The sequence below is a fragment of the Chitinophaga pinensis DSM 2588 genome (genome assembly GCF_000024005.1).
GTDB lineage: Bacteria > Bacteroidota > Bacteroidia > Chitinophagales > Chitinophagaceae > Chitinophaga > Chitinophaga pinensis.
In genome coordinates this window covers 5149410-5169853 of the sequence record NC_013132.1, presented here as the reverse complement: position 1 = coordinate 5169853, position 20444 = coordinate 5149410, and the positions used below count along the sequence as shown (strand labels likewise).

15 protein-coding genes are annotated in these 20444 nt (G+C 45.9%); 13 read left to right on the top strand and 2 right to left on the bottom strand.

Annotated features, from left to right (window positions below; translation table 11 throughout):
* Positions 1–38: 38 nt before the first annotated feature.
* Positions 39–3317, bottom strand: coding sequence for an RHS repeat domain-containing protein (locus CPIN_RS20580; protein WP_012791775.1), 3279 nt, complete (start codon positions 3315–3317; stop codon positions 39–41).
* 217 nt (positions 3318–3534) lie between these two features.
* Here CPIN_RS20580 and CPIN_RS20575 point away from each other — a divergent pair, with 217 nt between their 5' ends.
* The 12 genes from CPIN_RS20575 to CPIN_RS20520 all read left to right on the top strand — a co-directional run bounded on the left by CPIN_RS20575 (position 3535) and on the right by CPIN_RS20520 (position 19706).
* Positions 3535–4212 carry an NAD-dependent epimerase/dehydratase family protein gene (locus CPIN_RS20575; protein ID WP_012791774.1) on the top strand — a complete coding sequence of 226 codons (678 nt, stop codon included), beginning with the start codon at positions 3535–3537 and terminating at the stop codon, positions 4210–4212.
* A 210-nt stretch (positions 4213–4422) separates the two neighbouring features.
* Positions 4423–8703 (top strand): DUF6443 domain-containing protein, encoded by a 4281-nt coding sequence (locus CPIN_RS20570; RefSeq protein ID WP_148230604.1) that lies wholly within the window; start codon positions 4423–4425, stop codon positions 8701–8703.
* Positions 8704–8713: 10 nt separating this feature from the next.
* Positions 8714–9043 (top strand): hypothetical protein, encoded by a 330-nt coding sequence (locus tag CPIN_RS20565; RefSeq protein ID WP_012791772.1) that lies wholly within the window; start codon positions 8714–8716, stop codon positions 9041–9043.
* 468 nt (positions 9044–9511) lie between these two features.
* Positions 9512–9985, top strand: coding sequence for a (2Fe-2S)-binding protein (locus CPIN_RS20560; RefSeq protein WP_012791771.1), 474 nt, complete (start codon positions 9512–9514; stop codon positions 9983–9985).
* 8 nt (positions 9986–9993) lie between these two features.
* Positions 9994–12168: a xanthine dehydrogenase family protein molybdopterin-binding subunit gene (locus tag CPIN_RS20555; protein ID WP_012791770.1), complete on the top strand. Its 2175-nt coding sequence runs from the start codon at positions 9994–9996 to the stop codon at positions 12166–12168.
* Between the two features lie 36 nt (positions 12169–12204).
* Entirely contained in the window at positions 12205–12864 is a 660-nt protein-coding gene (locus CPIN_RS20550; RefSeq protein WP_012791769.1) for a hypothetical protein, read from the top strand.
* Positions 12865–12867: 3 nt separating this feature from the next.
* Complete coding sequence (locus tag CPIN_RS20545) at positions 12868–13986, top strand: XdhC family protein (RefSeq protein ID WP_012791768.1); 1119 nt, start codon at positions 12868–12870, stop codon at positions 13984–13986.
* An 11-nt stretch (positions 13987–13997) separates the two neighbouring features.
* Positions 13998–14597, top strand: a complete 600-nt coding sequence (locus CPIN_RS20540) for a nucleotidyltransferase family protein (protein WP_012791767.1) — start codon at positions 13998–14000, stop codon at positions 14595–14597.
* Positions 14597–15577 carry a GTP 3',8-cyclase MoaA gene (gene moaA / locus CPIN_RS20535; RefSeq protein ID WP_012791766.1) on the top strand — a complete coding sequence of 327 codons (981 nt, stop codon included), beginning with the start codon at positions 14597–14599 and terminating at the stop codon, positions 15575–15577. Before CPIN_RS20540 ends, moaA begins: the two co-directional genes overlap by 1 nt.
* A gap of 98 nt (positions 15578–15675) precedes the next feature.
* On the top strand, positions 15676–16041 hold the full coding sequence (locus CPIN_RS20530) for a winged helix-turn-helix domain-containing protein (protein ID WP_012791765.1): 366 nt from the start codon (positions 15676–15678) through the stop codon (positions 16039–16041).
* 83 nt (positions 16042–16124) lie between these two features.
* A complete protein-coding gene (locus CPIN_RS20525) occupies positions 16125–18677 on the top strand; it encodes a TonB-dependent receptor domain-containing protein (RefSeq protein ID WP_012791764.1) in 2553 nt (850 codons plus the stop codon).
* A gap of 129 nt (positions 18678–18806) precedes the next feature.
* Positions 18807–19706, top strand: a complete 900-nt coding sequence (locus CPIN_RS20520; protein WP_012791763.1) for a helix-turn-helix domain-containing protein — start codon at positions 18807–18809, stop codon at positions 19704–19706.
* Here CPIN_RS20520 and CPIN_RS20515 read toward each other — a convergent pair.
* On the bottom strand, positions 19703–19936 hold the full coding sequence (locus CPIN_RS20515; protein WP_012791762.1) for a DUF6965 family protein: 234 nt from the start codon (positions 19934–19936) through the stop codon (positions 19703–19705). The two genes, CPIN_RS20520 and CPIN_RS20515, sit on opposite strands and share 4 nt — an antisense overlap.
* Before the next feature lie 77 nt (positions 19937–20013).
* On the opposite strand from CPIN_RS20515, the gene CPIN_RS20510 reads away from it, so the two are divergent.
* Positions 20014–20439 (top strand): hypothetical protein, encoded by a 426-nt coding sequence (locus tag CPIN_RS20510; RefSeq protein WP_012791761.1) that lies wholly within the window; start codon positions 20014–20016, stop codon positions 20437–20439.
* Positions 20440–20444 lie beyond the last annotated feature (5 nt).

The following is a 20444-nucleotide window of genomic DNA, read 5'->3' as shown; positions in this document are numbered from 1 at the left end:
GTATGGAATGAGTGGTTCCTGCGATTGTATTTGAGATATCACTGACTAACAGGATGCTGGTATCTGTAATCAAAGTGTTTGATAATATTCCCGTCAACATCTTTTAACGTTGCCAGCCGTTGAAAACTGTCATATTGATAATATGTTACCCGTCCGGCAGGATCAGTTTCACTAGTCACACCTGCCTGTGGAGAATAGGTATACGTATACACCTGTGTACTGTTATCTGCAAAGGCCGTCCTGATCTTATTAATTTCATCCCGTAGTGCCTGATCAGAGACCGGATTATTAAGTACGCTGGCATTTACAAGTTTGATTACCTCGCCATATGTGGCGCCGACTATGCGGGCCACCGGAAACTCATTACGATACCCCCATAGATATACTTCAGGTACATCTTCCGTTTTCGCCTGCTCCAGTAAATGAGCATCAGTATCATACCGGACAAACTGCAGGCGGCTTTCCATTGGATCATCACCATAGATCAACTCTTTTGAAGCTGGTGCTATGAAAGTATGAAAGAACCCGAAGTTGGTTTTTTCCCTATAAATCTGCACATTATCACGCTTAACGATCGTTTCTATTTTCTCATGCTGGATATTCCTGGCAAGCATACTATCATATACCGCTATACCCCGAAAGTCAAGAGGATACTTATATGTTTTGGATAGGACACGCTGATCGCTGTTAGTGGATGTCTCATTGATTACCTGTAGGTTATATGGATCATATTGATAGCTTACTTTGCTGACCAATACATTCCCGTTGTTATCATAAGTGCTGTCCGTTCTGGAACGCAATATTGGCCAGTATTGGCAGATTTTATACATGCTACCAATAAAGCTCCATTTACTACCTTCCGGGCAGATAGTAGTCGGATAGCCATCTGATTTACGGATACCGATCTTCGCGCCCCATATCCAGGCAAAATTTGCATTTCCACCCGCATTGTTCAGTGCGTATTCATTCATCGTAGCCTTAAGAATTGTACCTGCCGCATTATAGATTTTATGCGCCAGCAATAACCCTCTCAGGTCTTCTTTGCTGGATTTAGGCGCATAGGGATACCCATTGCCGCCTTCATCATACAAGCCGGTGATGGTATAGAAGAAATCTTCCCGGCCATTTTCTCCGCGTTCCCCGCTGAGTATACTTACTTTGGAATAACCCACAGGAGATCCCTGCGTTCGTCCGAGGGAATTTAAGGAAGTAGAATACCTGGTAAAATAGGACAGATCACCTGTTTTATATGGTTGTCCGCCGCCTTCTGAAGTGGAAACATTACAATAGTAAGCGGTAAATGTAACATCCTCATATTTAGGCAGATCCAGTAGTATGCCGGACGAGATACTGTCATTGAGCATATATTGGTAACGCCTGACAATATCATTACGATGACTAACCCCATCAAACAGTGTAATACGTTTTATTCTATTGCCACCCGCCATCTTGCTATACACAGGGGCGGCAGGCATATAGTTGTATTTCTTATAGTACACACTTATCCTGGCCTGTTCGGTAGCCAGGTCCCGCCGTGCGATCAGATAGTAACGTTGTCCGCTGTTTAATGTAAGTGCCATCGTAAGTGTCTGATTACGCGAGTCTCCGGCCGCCGCTTTTAAGCGCCAGTTGGCGTCATAGACCAATACTTCCGCCAGTGCATCACCAGCGATCTTCCCTTTTACAAAGTAGGTAATCGTTGTTTTTTGTCCGACGATATCAGGCACTACAATCATTACGGTGTCGGCCGCTTTCCCTGTTGTTGTTCCGATAAAGTTTGTATTAGCGGTGAGAGCGGCATCAGTCATAACTGAATCCGTTCGCCGCGGCAAATACTGGTATTGTGCATTATAGTACGAATATCGGTGAGGTTCATAGTCAAACGTTGCTACGCCACCGGTAGGATAAGTGATTGTTTGCAGCAATCCTTTCTGCATATAAACGGAATCCGGTTCACGGTTAGCTCCCGCTAAAACATTCCCCATATTATCATCATAAGCAGGTATTAGCGTCCCGTTATTTTTCCCGTTGAAATATCCCCAGTGATCCTGTGACATTGATTGCTTAGCCGGCAATGTCTCCGGATCTATGTATGAAAAGAGATACTTTAACGTGTCAGTCCCACCTGTTTCATAAAAGGAAGATAACAGCATTCGTTTACTCAAAGGGTCTGATTTCGTGGCATTTGTATACTGCTGATTGAAAAGAAACTTTTTATATAGTGTAAATCCGGCGTAGCTGGCTGTGAAGATTTCCAGACCCATTAATCTATACTTATTACCTGAATTGACATCTTTGCGATCACTGCTCCTGGTAAGTTGTATTTTCCCGCCGTTATAAGTAATGCTATTCAATACATGCGTATGTAATGTCTGATAATTCAGTGTATAGCTCTCTCTGTGCGTATCCATGAAACCTCCCCCGGAACAGGGGGAATTGCTTTGTCCTGGCAACAGATCATACACGGTATAGGAGGGTAGGCCATCTTCATAAGTGTATGTCAGCGGCGTATAATTGAAAGTGATGCTGTCCCGTAATGTAGCAGAGACTATTCTCGTAAGAAACCATGCGGAATTGCCTGCATTCACACTTATTGCATCTCCCGGATAAGTCTCCGAACTGGTAGATGAATGTTCTATGTTCCTGAATTCATACCTGTTGCCATCTTCTGTAGTGATGGTAAAACCGGCTGTCTGATTACCTGCTAATCGCCATGTTTTGAATGGAGAGAAGAAAACCTGCCCGTTCTTATCAAAGAACATTTTCGCCGTATGCCCGCCAAAATTGAGAAAATAGATATCCGGTGAGAGATCAACACGTCCTTCTCCTATATCTTTTTTATTACAGGTACTAAGACTATTGAGCCAGCTACCGGGATTAGCATCCGTATACAGCGGCAGTTTTGTTGACTTAGCGGCGGCAGTATAACCCGGTGTGGTAACCAGTTCATCATTCTTTCCCATCGCAGACCTGGTGATGACGCCACCTACGGAAAGATCCCAGCCTAATCCGACCCAATTACCTTCCTGATCAACAGGAATCCCGCCACCGCCCGTATAATTCAGCGTGATCGGATGACGAAGCGCACCTGATTGAATGACAGCCAACGGAAAGCTGATGTTGGCCGTACCACTGTATGTACTGACTGGAATATCGGTGACTTTAACCAGTTCGCTGGCAGTAGAAGATGGCTTATAGACAGTCGTTGGCGCTGTCATGTCAAAAGAAGACCGTTCCTGTGCATAGCTGTAGCAGGTGCCAGTTACCAATAATAAAAGGAAACACCATTTCCGGTGAAATGAACAAACAGTAAACATAACAATCCTTACGGAACTTTAATGTGATGCGGTTAACCTGTGCACAATGGCCCAGGGTGTTAACAAGCAATATGGTTTAGAAAAATCGTGCAGCTGTTTCATAGGATAACAAAATGCGGTGCTGAAACAGTACGATAGCGAAATAAGGGAATTTTTTATTACGAAAACGTTAATCCGATGTGAATGACCTTTGCCGATTTATACTATCTTGCTGCTGATGAAAATAAAAGCCATTATTACAGGTGCGACAGGAATGGTAGGAGAAGGCGTGTTGCTGGAATGTCTGCAAAATCCTGATGTAGAATCTGTGCTGGTGATCAGCCGGAAGACATGTGGTGTTACGCACACCAAATTAAAGGAGATTATTCACCAGGATTTCTTTAATCTGTCGCCTATCCGTATGCAGCTGGTTGGATATAATGCCTGTTATTTCTGCCTGGGCGTATCTTCAGTGGGCATGGACCAGGAGACCTATTACCGGCTTACCTATACGTTGACACTACATGTGGCGGATGTATTGAGTGAACTTAATAGTGATATGACGTTTTGTTATGTGTCAGGCGGGGGTACCGATTCTGCAGAGAAAAGCAGGATGCACTGGGCCAGAGTAAAAGGAAAAACAGAAAACGATCTGATGAAACTGCCTTTTAAAGCAGCCTTCGCTTTTCGACCCGGTTTTATCAAAAAACTGGAGGGGCAACAGTATGTACATAAATTTTATAAGTATATCAACTGGCTGTTCCCGATTGGAAGATTCCTGGCTCCGGGAGGCTTTTGTACAATGAAAGAACTGGCCCATGGCATGATGCAGGTCACATTACAGGGATATAAAACCCGGGTTCTGGAGGGAAAAGACATTATTGCGGCAGGGAAGGCACACATGGGCGTTCAATAACGCATAAGAAAGGTGGTGATATCTGAATTTCACCACCTTTTTTTCATATTAACCTCGCATTAACTTTTTTCTGCAAAAGATTGCGTTATTTCGTTTTCATTACACCATTGCTTTGTACTTATGACACGACCATACCATTACCTATATTGTTAATCCCGTTTTCAAGGGACTTATTTATTAACCATTGTTAGTTACCAATCTGCTTTTTCTATGCAGCTAAGAACCATTATTTGTACACCCATCACGCGGTTATTGTGTGTGATGATACTGACGTCAATATTGGCGGTAATAGCCAGCCCATATTTATTGGCGCAGAACAAGCCGGCTGCTACTCGTGTGCCGGTTGCAAAGCCTGTACCCTTGCCTCCGGCTTATTCATTGACGACGATAAACAGCATACGTAGCTGGACGCCTTCCCGTCCATTTACTGATCCGGCTCAGGTAATTTCGCCGTCCAGGACAGTGGCAGAAGTCAGCTTGGAAACCCGGTATTTCGATGGGTTGGGGCGCCTGTTACAGACGGTCGACAAGCAGGCCAGTTCCATGGGGAAAGACCTGATTATGCCCTATGTGTATGATGCCTTTGGCAGAGAGCAGTTTGATTATCTGCCTTATACGCAGAAAGCAGGGGCGCAAAACGGGCAGTTTAAACAAACACCATTCAGCGAGCAACAAGCGTTTTACAGAGATATCGGTTTGTCTCCCGGAACAGGCGCTGACAGCATTTATTATTCACAGACCTTATACGAACCATCACCGTTAAACAGGGAAATACAGACATGGTCGCCCGGGAATACCTGGGCAAAAGAAGGCGGTAACCACCCTGTAAAACAACAGTATCTTATTAATACGATAAATGACTCTGTGCGGTGCTGGCGGCTGTCTCCCGGAACGACAATGCCAGTGAGCAATAGCATATACAATGGCGGATGTCTCTATAAAGAAGTGACGGTCAATGAAGCCGGCGTGCAGACAATCACTTACCGGGATCTGGAAGAACTTATCATCCTGACAAAAACACAGCTGTCCGCCAACCCGGGAAGCTCACACATGGGATGGCTTTGCACCTATTACATATACGACAACATTGGCAATCTGCGCTTTGTAATCCCGCCCAAAGCTACAGATATTCTCCGGGGAAACTGGACACTCTCCACTACAATAGCAAGTGAATTGTGTTTTATATACCGGTATGACAATCGATCACGTATGATCGTCAGGAAGATGCCTGGCGCGGACAGTGTTGAGATGGTCTATGATAAACGCGACAGACTGGTGGCCAGCAGAGATGGTATTATGCGCATCATGGGGCAATGGCATGTCTGCTGGTATGATCAGTTGAACAGGGAACTGAAAACCGGATTGGTCAATCTTGGGGATAACAGAACTACATTACAGCGACGTATTGATCTGATATCCCCCGGAAAGCAGGATACCTTTGCTTTTGTCAACGCTGGGCAAATCCGGCTGCTGACGTATACGTATTACGATACATATAATTTCCCGGACAGACAGGCATATACAATTGCCGATCTCTCTAAGTTACCCGCCGGAGCCAACCTATATGCAGAAGTCCTGCCTGATTTAGCCAGTAGTAAAACAAAGGGGCTGGCGACAGGGAAGCGCGTCCGTGTAGAAGCGACGGACCAGTTTATTACCTCTTCCGTTTACTATGATCATAAAGGGCGTATTATTCAGACGATTGCCAATAATATGGCTGGTGGAAAGGACGTTGCCAGTAGCCGCTACGACTTCCGTGGGAAAATACTCAGTACCTATCTGCGACATACGAATCCACGCAGCGTATTGACGCCGCAGACGACCGTACTCACTATGTTTGATTATGATGCCAGGGGCAGACTGGATTCCATCAAAAAACGGATCAATGATGACCTGGCGAATGAGCGAACAATTGCTGTTAATACGTATGATGAATTGGGGCGACTGCGTACAAAAAGGCTCGATGTGACAGGAGTGAATACGCAATTGGAAACATTGCAATATGAATATAATATAAGAGGGTGGTTGAAGTCCATTAACGGACAATTTGTAAATACTCCCAATTCCACTACTAACTGGTTCGGACAAGAATATTGTTACGATGATGGTTTTGACAGCATCTCATATACCGGTAATATCGCCGGCATTAAATGGAAAAGCGGCGCTGATGGTATCGCCCGCGCGTATGGTATGGGGTATGACAAAATAGACCGTTTAACATATGCAAGCTTCACACAACAAATCAGCAGTAGCTTATGGACAAACGAAAAAGTCGATTTTTCCGTTAGCGGACTAACATACGACGTAGCAGGAAATATATTATCGATGAATCAAAAGGGCTTGAACGGATTGACTATCAGGACCATTGACAGTCTGAAATATGATTATTTTGCAAATAGCAACCGCTTGAGCTTCGTCACCGACAAGGCCAATGATCCAACCAGTATTTTAGGCGACTTCCATGAACAGGACAACCGGGAAGTACAGGATTACTGGTATGATTCTAACGGAAATGTGGCCAAAGACAGGAACAAATCCGTCGACACCGTATTGTATAACTACCAGCAGTTACCAGCCATTCTCCTGGCGAAAAACAGGAAGGCAGCCATCTATAACCTCTATGCTGCAGGTCAGCGTGATCTGCTGGCAAAAATGGTATCCGATACAAGCGTAGTACCACACCAGTTCCGTGTAACGAATTATATCAATGGTTTTCAATATGAACAAGACACGCTGCGATTCATCACCCAGGAAGAAGGACGTATAAGACCCATCTATCAATCAGGTAAGCCGGTTCGGTATACAATAGACTATTTCATCAGGGATAATCTGGGTAACGTTCGGATGGTGCTTGGCACCAGGCGTGACACGACAATCTACCGGGCCACTATGGAAACGGCAGTCGCCGCAAAAGAAAATGCGATTTTCAGTAATATAGAACAGACACGTAGTAGTAAACCTGTTGGCTATCCTGAAGATAAAACGACAGCGGCGAATGCTTATGTCGCCAGACTGAATGCGGTAAACGGGCAAAAGATAGGTCCGGCTTTAGTACTGCGCGTAATGGCAGGAGACAGTATTCAGATAGGTGTGAGGGCCTTTCTGAAAGATCAGGGCGCTTCAAGAAACAGCGTAAATGCAGACGGGATGGCGGCCGCTTTGTTACATGCGTTGAGTGGCAACGCGGAAAATAACACAAAGTATAATCTGCAGGAGGATATCCCGTTCTCCGCAGGTATCAGTAGCGATATCTACACACAGCTAAAAGAAAAAGATCCTGCAGAAAATCTACCAGATAATCCAAAGGTTTATCTATGCTTTGCCGCATTTGATGAACAGTTCAGTCTTGTCGGTCAGAATGCAGGCGCGAAACAGGTACAACGTACAACAGATGTCTTACAAACGCTGGTATCGCCTTCAATGCGGATACAAAAGAGCGGATATATTTATATTTATACCAGCAATGAAAGTGCACGGGATGTATACTTTGATAATCTGACAGTTACACGAATCAGTAGTTCGTTGTTAGAAGAAACGCATTACTATCCGTTCGGGCTTATCATGGCTGGTATCAGTTCTTCTGCGATAAAAGAAAATGCATATCCAGTAAATAAAAAACTATACAATGGTATCGAGTTTAATACGGATCTTGACCTGAACGAATATGACGCATTCTACCGAACATTAGACCCACAGACCGGCAGATGGAAACAGATTGACCCAAAGATTGAAAACATGGAGGCATGGTCACCTTATGCTTCGAATTTCAATAACCCGATGCGTTACAGCGATCTGCTGGGAGATGAACCCATACCTATAAAAGGAGTCTTTAAGACATTAGGGGCTTTAGCCAATATAATGGCGAACACGCTATTCAGAGTGACTGCCGAGAACCGGAAGGAGAATATGGCGGTCGTCCGGAATGCGGTTAATAAAGGAGTAGAGAATTTTAAAGGTCGAATAGCTACCGGAACGACTACTCCACAACTGATTTATAAAGAACTGAGAGAGAATCCCCTGGCAGCAATTACTGGCCTGGGAGGTTTAGAACTGAAAGGTGCGGCATTTGCAGTAGAGGAATTTGTGGCGACGTCGAAGGCAGGTGGAACAGGAGGGAAGGTGGCAGTAGAAGGGGAAATGGGGGTGAAGATGTCGGGGAAGTTGGATGGCGCGGGTAGGGCGGCAGAATATGGAGGAGGTTGGGAGAGTGCAAGTTTGAAAGAGGCTATTGAGAAGTTTGCGCCAGGGGCTGAAGGTGTGGCGAGTGAAACAGGAGGGAAAACACTTTTTGTTAACAAAGAAACTGGAGTACAGATAGTATATGATAAAGGGGGAAATTATTTTCGAATACAGGACACGAAGATAAAAGGGCAAAGAGTCTATCTCGATTGGAATGGGACACTACCAAATAATAAAATAGTTAATGGAAAGCAGATGGGAAGATCAAAGGGAGAATATAATCAAGCTACACATTTTAGAAACGTTGACTAATTTTAAACATATGAGAAGTATAATAGTACCGAAAGATAGAGAAGCTGATATTCTGTTAGATACGGATGAAGCAACTCCAGAACAATTAATTATTATTTCATTTGATAATGCCGAATTTAAGGAATTGTGGGATGCAGGTATTTTTCATCTAATCAACGAGATGACTAATTCCTTGATAGATGTTTACGAGGACGATGCTATTCGGGAGAAATATAAACTTCAATTGGTTCTTGACAGTAAGATTTTTGATATACCTGTAGCAACTGACAAACTGAAGCAAATAAAAAACCTCTTCCAAGAGGCCCTTCAACGAGACACCGGCGTATACTTTTATTTTTAACGCTTATCGGGTCGATGAATCCATCGTCCTGATAAGCCATAACCAATACTCCATCTCTGCGATGATGACTATTTAACTAATCATCGCAGAGAACCACTCCTTCACCTAAACGAAACATCCCTTATTTAAGCAATCCAATTACCACCATTAAGTTTGATTTTTACAACCATACAACCTGTCGTTATTTCCTTAAAAACATAACGAACACACTGTTATAAGCCATATACCTCTTCACTAAACTTTGAAATTTATAGTTATCTGTTTGAATATTACAATTCTCATAAGCCCGCTTCGAACTAAATTTGCTTTTAAACGTTAACGATTCAGGAAGCAAAGGTCAAGTTTGATAAGGATTACCCATAAGGAAGCCTGCGGTACTATTACACCGTATGCGGGTTTATTCGCTGTCAATCCCCCTGCCGTACGTCAACCTATTTAGATCTATTATTTACAGAAAAGCAATTCTTTATGGTTAAGCTTAAAATCAACCAGAAAGAGTATTCAGTGGACGCCAGCCCTGACATGCCATTATTATGGGCATTAAGGGATGTACTGGGATTGACTGGTACCAAGTTCGGTTGCGGAATGGCGCAATGTGGCGCCTGTACCGTGCATTTGGATGGAGAAGCAGTACGTTCATGTGTGACACTGGTGTCAAGAGCCGTCGGGAAAGAAGTCACTACGATTGAAGGACTATCCGCAGATCCGACCAATTACCTGCAGAAAGCATGGCTGGAAATCGATGTACCGCAATGCGGCTATTGCCAGTCCGGACAAATTATGTCTGCAGCAGTATTATTGAGAGAAAATCCGAATCCAACAGATGAAGACATTGACAACGCAATGTCCGGGAATATTTGCCGCTGCGGCACCTATCCCCGTATAAGAAGGGCTATTCACTTAGCCGCACAAATGCAGCGGGAAGGAGGTAATGGAAAATGAGTGAAATAATGAACACGAGCAGGCGTAATTTCCTGAAAACCGGCGCCGTATTGGGTAGCGGTCTCCTGATCTCATTTACCATCCCTGGTGCGAAGAAAGCTGCTGCCGCTGGTGCAGCTTCCATGCTGGGCCCTCAGAGCGGAGCTGCATTTGCCCCCAACGCCTATCTGCATATCACTGCTGATAATCAGATCCTGATATATCTCGCCCATGCTGAAATGGGCCAGGGTATCTGGACAACCTTATCAATGCTGATCGCTGAAGAACTGGATGTGGACGTCAATAAGATGGTGGTACAACACGGTGACGCATGGAAACCGTATAACCATACCTTGTTTGGCATTCAGATCACCGGAGGTTCCAGTACAACTTATTCTGAATTTGACAGGTACCGTAAAGCCGGAGCGACCGCCAGGGTGCTGCTGGTAGAAGCAGCTGCAAAGAAATTCGGGGTGAGTCCGTCTGAATGTAAGACGGAAAATGGGGTAGTAACTGCGGGCGGTAAAACTGCCACTTACGGTGAATTGGCCACTGAAGCGGGTACACTGACTGCTCCTGCTGACGTACCACTGAGAGACGCAAAAGACTGGAAATACATCGGTAAAGGCGTTAAACGCCTGGATACACCGGCTAAAATAAACGGTACTGCAAAATTCGGTATGGATGTGCAGTTTCCGGGTATGCTGACAGCTGTCGTGTTACACGCACCTGTTTTCGGCGCGAAAGTGAAATCCGTGGATGCATCTAAAACAAAAGCTATCCCGGGTGTGAAACAGGTCGTAGAGATCCCTTCAGGGGTGGCCGTATTGGCGGACAACTACTGGGTGGCTAAAAAAGGTCGCGCGGCATTGAAAGTAGACTGGGACCTGGGTCCTGGTGCACAGGTTGACTCCAAAGCCATGCTGGCAGAATACAAAAAGCTGGCGCAAACGCCTGGCGCTCCTGCCAGCAAAGCGGGTAATGTTGATACAGGGATGTCCAGAGCGGCTAAAACGGTAGAAGCGGAATATAGCTTCCCTTATCTGGCTCACGCCCCTATGGAACCACTGAACGTGACCATCGAACTGAAAAATGGTCAATGCCAGATATGGTGTGGTACTCAGATGCCAGGGATGGATCAGGTGGCCGCTGCAAAAGTACTCGGACTGCAGCCCGAACAGGTTAGAGTAAATACTACTTTCCTTGGTGGGGGCTTCGGTCGTAGGGCTACGCCGGCATCTGATTTTGTAATCGAAGCTGCACAGATCATCAAGGCAAGTGGCAAACCCCTTGTGAAAATGGTATGGGCGCGTGAAGATGACGTGAAAGGTGGTTTCTATCGCCCGGCTTTCGTACACAATGTGAAAGTTGGTCTGGATGCCAATGGTATGCCGATCGCCTGGAAACATAACATCGTCGGTCAATCCATCATGGAAGGCACCCTTTTCGCCGCTATGATCAAAGATGGTATCGATGCCGCCTCCGTAGAAGGAGTAGCCGATTCTCCTTATGTGGAAGCGGTACCAGACAGACTCGTTACCTTACACTCGCCTAAAAATGCAGTACCTGTTCTATGGTGGCGCTCTGTTGGTCATACCCATACGGGTATGGTTATGGAAACCGTTATCGACGAACTGGCACATGCCGCCGGTAAAGACCCGCTGGCATACCGCCAGGAACTGCTGAAAGAACACCCGAGACACCTCGCTGCGCTGAACCTGGCTGCTGAAAAAGCAGGATGGGGGAAACCGGTAGCAGCCGGACGATTCAGAGGTATCGCCGTACATGAGTCCTTCCAGAGCTATGTAGCGCACGTAGTGGAGATTTCCCTGAACAGCGACGGTACTATCAAGGTACATAAGGTGGTGAGTGCGATTGACTGCGGACTGGCAGTAAATCCTGACGGCGTAAAAGCACAGATAGAAAGCGGTATCAATTTCGGGGTATCCGGCGCACTGCTGGGTGAGATTTCCCTGGAAAACGGTCGCGTACAACAAGGCAACTTTAACGATTACGTGGTATCAAGGATGTTTGATACTCCGGCGGAAATAGAAGTACATATCGTGAACAGTACAGGTAAAATGGGCGGTGTCGGTGAACCCGGTGTGCCTCCCGTAGCCCCTGCTATTGCCAACGCATACTTCGTTGCCACCGGCAAACGCCTGAGAGATCTGCCTTTTAATAAGACGATCCTGCATGCTTAGGCATTCGTCCTGATTATTTACACGTAAAGCGATGTTATGGCACAATCAACTAAAAACCAGAACTTTAATAAAAAGAAGGCCATTTACCTGCTGTTCGCTGTAACGGCAATTTCTTCGGTTGTAGTATCTTTCCGTACGGATGCGTTCAATATGATCCCAAGAGGGGAAAAAGTGACGCCGCCAGTAACGGAAGCCGCAGAGCCGGACAGCGTCATCTCTAAAAAGGCCTTTCTGCAGGCTTATAAGGTGCTGATGCACCCGCGTTGTATGAACTGTCACCCAACCGGAGACAGACCATTACAGGGCGACGACAGCCACATACATACCATGAACGTACAACGTGGTGTGGACGGTAAAGGACTTTACGCCATGAAATGCTCCAACTGTCACCAGCCACAGAATACGCCTGGTCTGCACATGCCTCCGGGTAATCCGAACTGGCACCTGCCACCAGCTGATATGAAAATGGTATTCCAGGGTAAATCTCCGAGAGAACTGGCGCAAACCATGCTGGATAAAAATCTGAACGGTCATAAAGACTTCAAAGACCTTATCGAGCACGTATCCAAAGATTCTCTCGTAGGTAGCGGATGGAATCCGGCCGAAGGGCTGGCTCAGCTGCCAATGACCCGCGCAGTATTTGTGAAACATTTCAAAACATGGCTGGATAAGGGTGCTTATCTGCCTGATAAATAAAGAATGAAGGAAATCGAGGATATCATACGAGCGTACAAAGCGTCCCGGCAATCGGGAAAAAAGGTAGCATTGGCGACCGTTGTACACGTGGAAGGTTCTTCTTATCGTCGTCCGGGTGCGAGAATGCTTGTGACGGAAGACGGAGAGATGACCGGCGCTATCAGCGGCGGATGCCTGGAAGGGGATGCTTTAAGAAGAGCATTGCTGGCCATCATCCAGCAACAGAATAAGCTGGTGACCTACGATACAACGGATGAGGATGACGCAAAGATCGGTGTACAGCTGGGTTGCAACGGGATCGTGCATATACTGTTCGAACCCATCGATCCGGATGCCCCCCACAATGCCATCCGCCTGCTGGAACAGGTATTGGAGAAACGCGAGGACGCCGTATTAGTAACTCTTTTCAGGTTAAACCAGGCTGCTCAGCAGCCTGGTACCTGTCTGCGCTATTCAGGTAATACCTTCTCAGGCAGCCTGGAAGACGGTGAACTGAAAACCACCATCATGAACGATGTCCTGGAAGTGTTCAGTACCAGACAGGGAATCGTTAAACAGTATGGTGAAGAGAAACCAGCCCTCCACGGATTTGTGGAACTGCTGAAACCACCTGTTTCGCTGATCATAGCCGGCGCCGGAAACGACGCTATGCCACTGGTGGAAATAGCCCGTATACAAGGCTGGCATACCACGGTGGTAGACGGAAGACCACTCTATGCGACCCCCGCCAGATTCCCGGGAGCCGGCAGAGTGATCGTCAGTAAGGCAAAAGAAGTGCTGGATAAAGTGACCATCGACGAAAGAACGGTATTCGTGCTGATGACGCATAATTACAACTATGACCTCGCACTGCTGGAATTACTGCTGCAAAAAGAAGTAACTTACATCGGTACGCTGGGGCCAAAGACAAAGCTCGAACGCATGCTGGATGAACTGGCGGCTAAAGGCATCACCGTAAGTGAAGAAGACAGGGCCAGGATCCACGGTCCCGTGGGCCTGGACATAGGTGCAGAAACAGCTGAGGAAATTGCATTGTCTGTGACGGCTGAAATAAAAAGCGTACTTTCAGAGAGGACCGGCATTCCTCTCCGGGATAAAAGCGGGCCGATACATACTTTGTAAATCGTATGGATATGGAAAAATACGGTGTAATCATTCTGGGAGCGGGTAATTCTTCCCGCCTGGGACAACCGAAACAATTGCTGATGTACAAGGGCAAAACCCTGATCTGTCAGATGGCTGAAGAGGCGATAGCAGCAGTAGGAAGCCCCGTTGTACTCGTAACAGGTGCAAATGCACCCCAGATATTGGAGAAATTGTGCGGATTCGCCATCGAAATAGTAGAGAATGAACAATGGTCGGAAGGTATGGGCTCTTCCATCAGCACCGGAATGAAAGCCATCGCCAAACATTCCGGCCTCACAGGTGTCATCATTATGGTATGTGATCAGCCTTTCGTAAATGCAGCCTTGCTGCAACAACTGATCGATCAGCAGACGATCGCCGGAAAAGGCATCATCGCCAGCACATACGATAATACAGCCGGTACTCCCGTTCTTTTCAGCAATACTTATTTTGACGCACTTACCGCTCTCGAAGGACAGCAGGGCGCTAAAAAGATATTACAGCAGTCTACCGATGACCTGGCACTTGTGCCATTTCCCTTAGGCGCGCTGGATATAGATACCGCTGAAGATTATCAGCGATTACTAACAGGGCAAGTTGCAAACTGATGATAATTGATTCGTATAACCGTGTGCATGATTACCTGCGGATTTCCCTGACAGATAATTGTAACCTGCGGTGTTTTTACTGCATGCCGGAGGAAGACTATGACTTCACGCCAGCTTCCCGGTTAATGCAGGCCGACGAAATAGCCACTTTAGCAGGCATTTTTACCGCCAATGGCGTCCGTAAAATCAGACTCACTGGTGGTGAACCGCTGGTAAGGAAAGATGCTGCAAAGATCATACTTTCCCTTTCCCGTCTGCCGGTAGAACTGACCATGACCACCAACGGTGCAAGACTGCATGAATTTGCCGATGTGCTGGAAGAAGCCGGCATACGTTCCCTGAATATCAGTCTCGATACCCTGCAGGCAGACAAATTTATGCTGATCACCCGCCGTGACCTGTTTCACCAGGTGAAAAGCAATATCGATCTGCTGCTGAATATGGGTATCCGCGTGAAGGTAAACGTAGTGATGATGAAAGGCCTGAACGACAATGAAATCAACGACTTCATCGCCTGGACCAAACACACGCCGGTACATGTCCGCTTTATTGAATTTATGCCTTTCAGCGGTAACCGCTGGACCAGCAACAAGGTCATGTCCCTCCAGGAAATCCTGCACACCATCAGCGCTGCATATGATTTCTTACCTTTGAAAGGTGGACCGCATGATACCGCTAAGGGATTCATCGTACCCGGACACGCTGGTACTTTCTCCGTGATCAGTACCATGACCGAACCTTTCTGCGGTACCTGCAACAGAATGCGGCTGACGGCTGACGGCAAACTGAAAAACTGCCTCTTTTCCAAAGGAGAAACAGACCTGCTGACAGCCCTCCGGAATAAGGAAGAAATACTGCCGCTGATACAAGGAAACATCCTCAGTAAAGCAAAAGAACTCGGTGGACAATTCACCGGTAAACTGGAAGATGTACATGCAGAACTGATCGAAAACAGAAGTATGATCACCATCGGCGGATAAAACAAATAAATAACCATCTCAATATGTGTGTAGCCAGGACAGTGAGCATCGCTACACAAGAACAATAAGCACTAAAAAGCACAACCGGCATCTGAATCATGGAAAAGGCAATCAAAGACATCCTCTCAAACGGCGTATTAAAAGTGAATGGCAGCTTATGGCTGGAAGGAAACGGTAACCGTTTCTTGGGTCCCGGCCCCGTACAGTTACTGGAACTGATACAGGAAACCGGCTCCATGAACCAGGCAGCCAAACGCATGAAGATGTCTTATAAGAAAGCCTGGGAACTCATTAATAATCTGAATAGTATGGCAGGTACGCCACTGGTCGTTACCAGTACCGGCGGTGATAATGGCGGCGGTTCTGCTATCTCTGAAGAAGCCCTTCAGCTCATTGCTTACCATCGTGAATTAAGAGTCCGGTTCGCCAAATTTCTTGAAGAAGAGACACAACGCTTAAAATAACAACACACACACAGCACATCAGATATGTGCTTTTTTTACCTGCTCGTTATATCCAAAGAGATACAACGCAACAAATAACTATTATGACCAGATATCTAATCATCGTCTCCGGCTTTGTCAGTGTAGGTGTGTACGGACAGGATGCGTCTAACATACAGAAAGACACAACTGTGAAGATATTATCTGAAGTAACCGTATCTGCCTCCCGCACCAGGGAAAGCCTGCTCCGTTCTCCCGTGAGCATTCAGAAAGCTGGTGAACAATACTTTCGCATGTCTGCTGCTCCTTCCTTCTATGACGCGCTTGAACACCTCCAGGGTGTACAGCTGATCACCCCAAGCCTGGGTTTTAAAGTGCTGAATGCACGTGGCTTCGCCAATACTACGAACGTACGTTTTGCACAACTCGTAGATGGAATGGACGTCGCGTCTCCACATATCGGTGGCCCTATCGCCAATGCGCTCGGACCCTCTGACCTCGATGTCACTAACGTAGAAATATTACCGGGTGTAGCATCCGCGCTTTATGGTATGAATACCGTTAACGGACTGGCGAATATCTCGACTAAAAATCCTTTCACTTCAGAAGGATTAAGCATACAGCAGAAGACAGCCCTGACACACCTGAGCGACGCTAACAGCGCAGTAAAAGCCTATACGGAAACAAGTATCCGATGGGCAAAGGTGATTAGTCCGAAGCTGGCTTTTAAGATCAATGGTACCTTTAATCAGGGATATGACTGGGTAGCAAATGATCACCGGGAGCTAAACGGTCAGGCGAATGCAAGTACCGGTCTGCTGGGAAAAGATAACCCTGCACGGGATCCTTTAAGTAGTTACGGCAATGAATCGTCCGACAGAAGAACGATCAGCCTTGGTGGCCGCAATTATGTCGTTGCGCGTACAGGGTATGACGAAAAAGACGTTGTTGATTATGACCTCCGCAATATCAAAGCCGATGCAGGTATTTATTATCAGCTGAAACCAGGTATGACCCTGACATACCTTTATCATATAGCCCTCCTGGACAACGTATACCAGCGCGCCAACCGCTTCCGCCTGGAAGACTACCTGGTACAGCAACATGGTATACAGTTTCAATCAAGTAGTCTGCAGCTGAAAGTCTACCTGAACAGAGAAAATACAGGTAATTCCTATAACCTCCGTTCCATGGCAGAAAACATTGATCGTAATTACAAACCAGACAATCAATGGTATGCCGACTATACCGCAGCTTTCAATACAGCCACCGGTGCAGGCGCCACTGTTGCAGATGCACATAGACAGGGCAGGGTAGCAGCAGATGCAGGTCGTCCTTTACCAGGTACGGAAGCCTTCTCTAACAGTCTGACAAAACTCGCACAGATCAATAACTGGGATATCGGTGCAGCCCTGAAAGTAAAAGCCAGCTTCATCCATGCGGAAGGACAGGTAGATCTTACCCAGGACCTGCTGAGCAGTCTGAAAGAAAAAGCTGGTTTACAGATACTGGTAGGTAGCGATCACCGGACCTACATCATTGAGCCGGATGGTAACTATTTCATCAATCCTGAAGCAGGGAAAGAATACACCAATATTCACTATGCAAAAACAGGCGGTTTTGTGTCTGTTACCAAAACATTGCTGAACGGTGAGCTGAAACTGGGCGCTATCCTGAGAGGTGATAAAAATGACTATTTCGACCTGATGATCACGCCTCGTTTTACAGCAGTCTATTCACCGGTAAACACACAACATTTCCGGGCCTCTTACCAGAGCGGATACCGTTATCCGAGTATCTTCGAAGCCTATTCCAACGTGAACAGCGGTGGAGTGAAACGTGTAGGTGGTCTGCCTGCTATGTCGCAAGGCATCTTTGAAAAAGCATGGCTGGCATCGTCTATTACCACTTTCCAGCAAGCCGTGCTGACTGACGTCAACAGCGCCGGACTCACACAAAATCAGGCCATCGAAAAGAATAAAGGACTGCTGAAGAAAAACCCTTACACCTACATCAAAGCCGAACACGTAAAATCTATGGAAATAGGCTACAAAGGCATTTTTGACGATGGCAGGTTCTTTATCGATGCGGAAGCCTACCTGAATAAGTACAAAAACTTTATCGCACAGGCGAATATGAATGTGCCGAATACAGGAGTGGCTGACTCTATTCCTTATGCCCTCTATAACAAAAGCAAACAGAGCCCTTACCGTATGTGGACCAATTCACAGACGGAAGTCAATAACTACGGTGGTAGTCTGGGCCTGACCTACACCGAAAAAGGCTATGTCGCCAATGCTAATGTGACCTATGCCAAACTGAAAATGTCAGACAAGGAAGACGGATTGGAAGATGGTTTTAACACCCCTTCCTGGACACTGAATGTTTCCCTGGCAAAGGAGCGCATATTAAAGCACGCAGGCGCCGGTATTTCCTGGAAATGGCAGAGTAGCTATTACTGGCAGTCTTTTCTCGTAAATGGCGATGTAGATGCTTATTCTACCGTAGAGGCACAGGTGACGTATTTATTTGACAAGATCAATTGTAAGGCAAAACTAGGCGCCAGTAACCTGCTGAATAAGTATTATTACTCCTTCCTGGGCGGACCATCTATAGGAGGGATGTATTACCTGACAGTGACATATGGCATACGCTGATAAAGACTATTCTTTTAAATAGCAGCTAAAATCAGTCACAGATTCCGGTGGATTTTATGCAAAACGATTTGAGTAAGACTATTTTAACGTAGATTTATGTTAGATTAGTCTTATCTCAAATTTGATAATATGGAAGCCAACGCACACAGGAGTCAGGGATTTGTTGGATGTGACGGAGTAAGGATTGAGAATGGTAATTTTAAGGTACATGTAGCCAGTAATCAATATAAAACCGCTTCTCCCTATATCCGCAGGGATTTCTATAAAATAACGCTATTCAAAGGCATTTCCAGGCTGCATTATGCAGATACTGGTATTCTCATAGATAAACCGGCACTGACATTCTCCAACCCACTCGTACCTTATGCATGGGAACCCATCTCAGACCACTGGAACGGATACTATTGTCAGTTTACGGAAGAATTCATGAACATTCATGAACGCAATCACCTGTCATTCCAGGATTCCCCTTTGTTCAAAATAGGCGGTAATCCTGTCTGTTTTTTGTCTGAAGAACAGTACGCCAACGTAGAGACGCTTTTCAAAAAAATGATTGCTGAAGAGGCCACAGATTACGTACATAAATACGAAGTCATCAAGAATTATGTGAACCTCATTATTCATGAAGCCTTGCGTATGCAACCGGCAACGCCTGTCAGCAGGCCGACCAGTGCAGCCGTACGCATTACCATGTCCTTCATGGAGCTCCTGGAAAAACAATTTCCGGTACTGGCGCCTTCGCAGGCACTGGAACTGAAAACAGCAGGGGATTATGCTAAAAATCTGGCTATTCACGTGAATCATCTTAATCACGCAGTGAGAGATGTAACAGGTAAAGCCACTACCGTACATATCCGGGAGCGTATTATTGCTGAAGCTAAATTATTGCTGAGAAATACAGACTGGAGTATTGCAGATATCGCTTACGCGTTGGGGTTCGATTATCCTGCTTATTTCAATAACTTTTTCAAGAAACAGACGGGGATGACTCCCCGTTCTGCCAAATTAGTAACAACAGGAAGTATCTAAGCTACTTCCTGTGTTGCTGGTGATAATATATTTCTTACCTGTACGAGACGATCGTAAAATACCTCAAAAATTCCCACTCCTTGTCTTAATTTCATAATCTGAAGGTGACTGAATGCAAAGGCTTTCAGGTCTGTAATAACCACGCCCGGTCCTAAAGTAAGCGTCTTTGGTAGTTCAGCTGTTTTGAAAAATTCTTCCATCTCCTGGATCTCTTTGTCGGCATATTTCATCGCGCAAAGATAACCGGAACAGTTATTTCTTTTAATTTTTTTATCTTGGCAGCGCTATTATTAACCTTTTGACCCTGATGGAGCTGATAATCAATATAAAAGTAGCGGGACGGAAACATGCCATACTAGAGAAGAAACCGATAGAGATTGATGACATTGGCAGTAACCCCACTGTTCGGGAACTCATCACCGCCGTTGTGACACAACAGGTGATCGCTTATAACAATAAACCCTTCGAAAAAAATGTGTTACCCTTTCTTACCAGTGAGCAGATAGAGGGACAAACTACCACTGGTAAAGTCGGATTCGGCAGCATTTACAATGAACAGAAGGCAGATCTTCCCAAAGCGCAGGATGCCGCATTACAAGCCTTTGAAGATGGCATGTTTGCAGTTTTCGCAGATGAAGAGGAGTTAAAATCGCTCTCCGAGCATTTTGTGCTGAACCCGGCGACTGTAATCACATTTATCCGATTAACATTTCTTGCCGGTAGCTACTGGTAATTGAA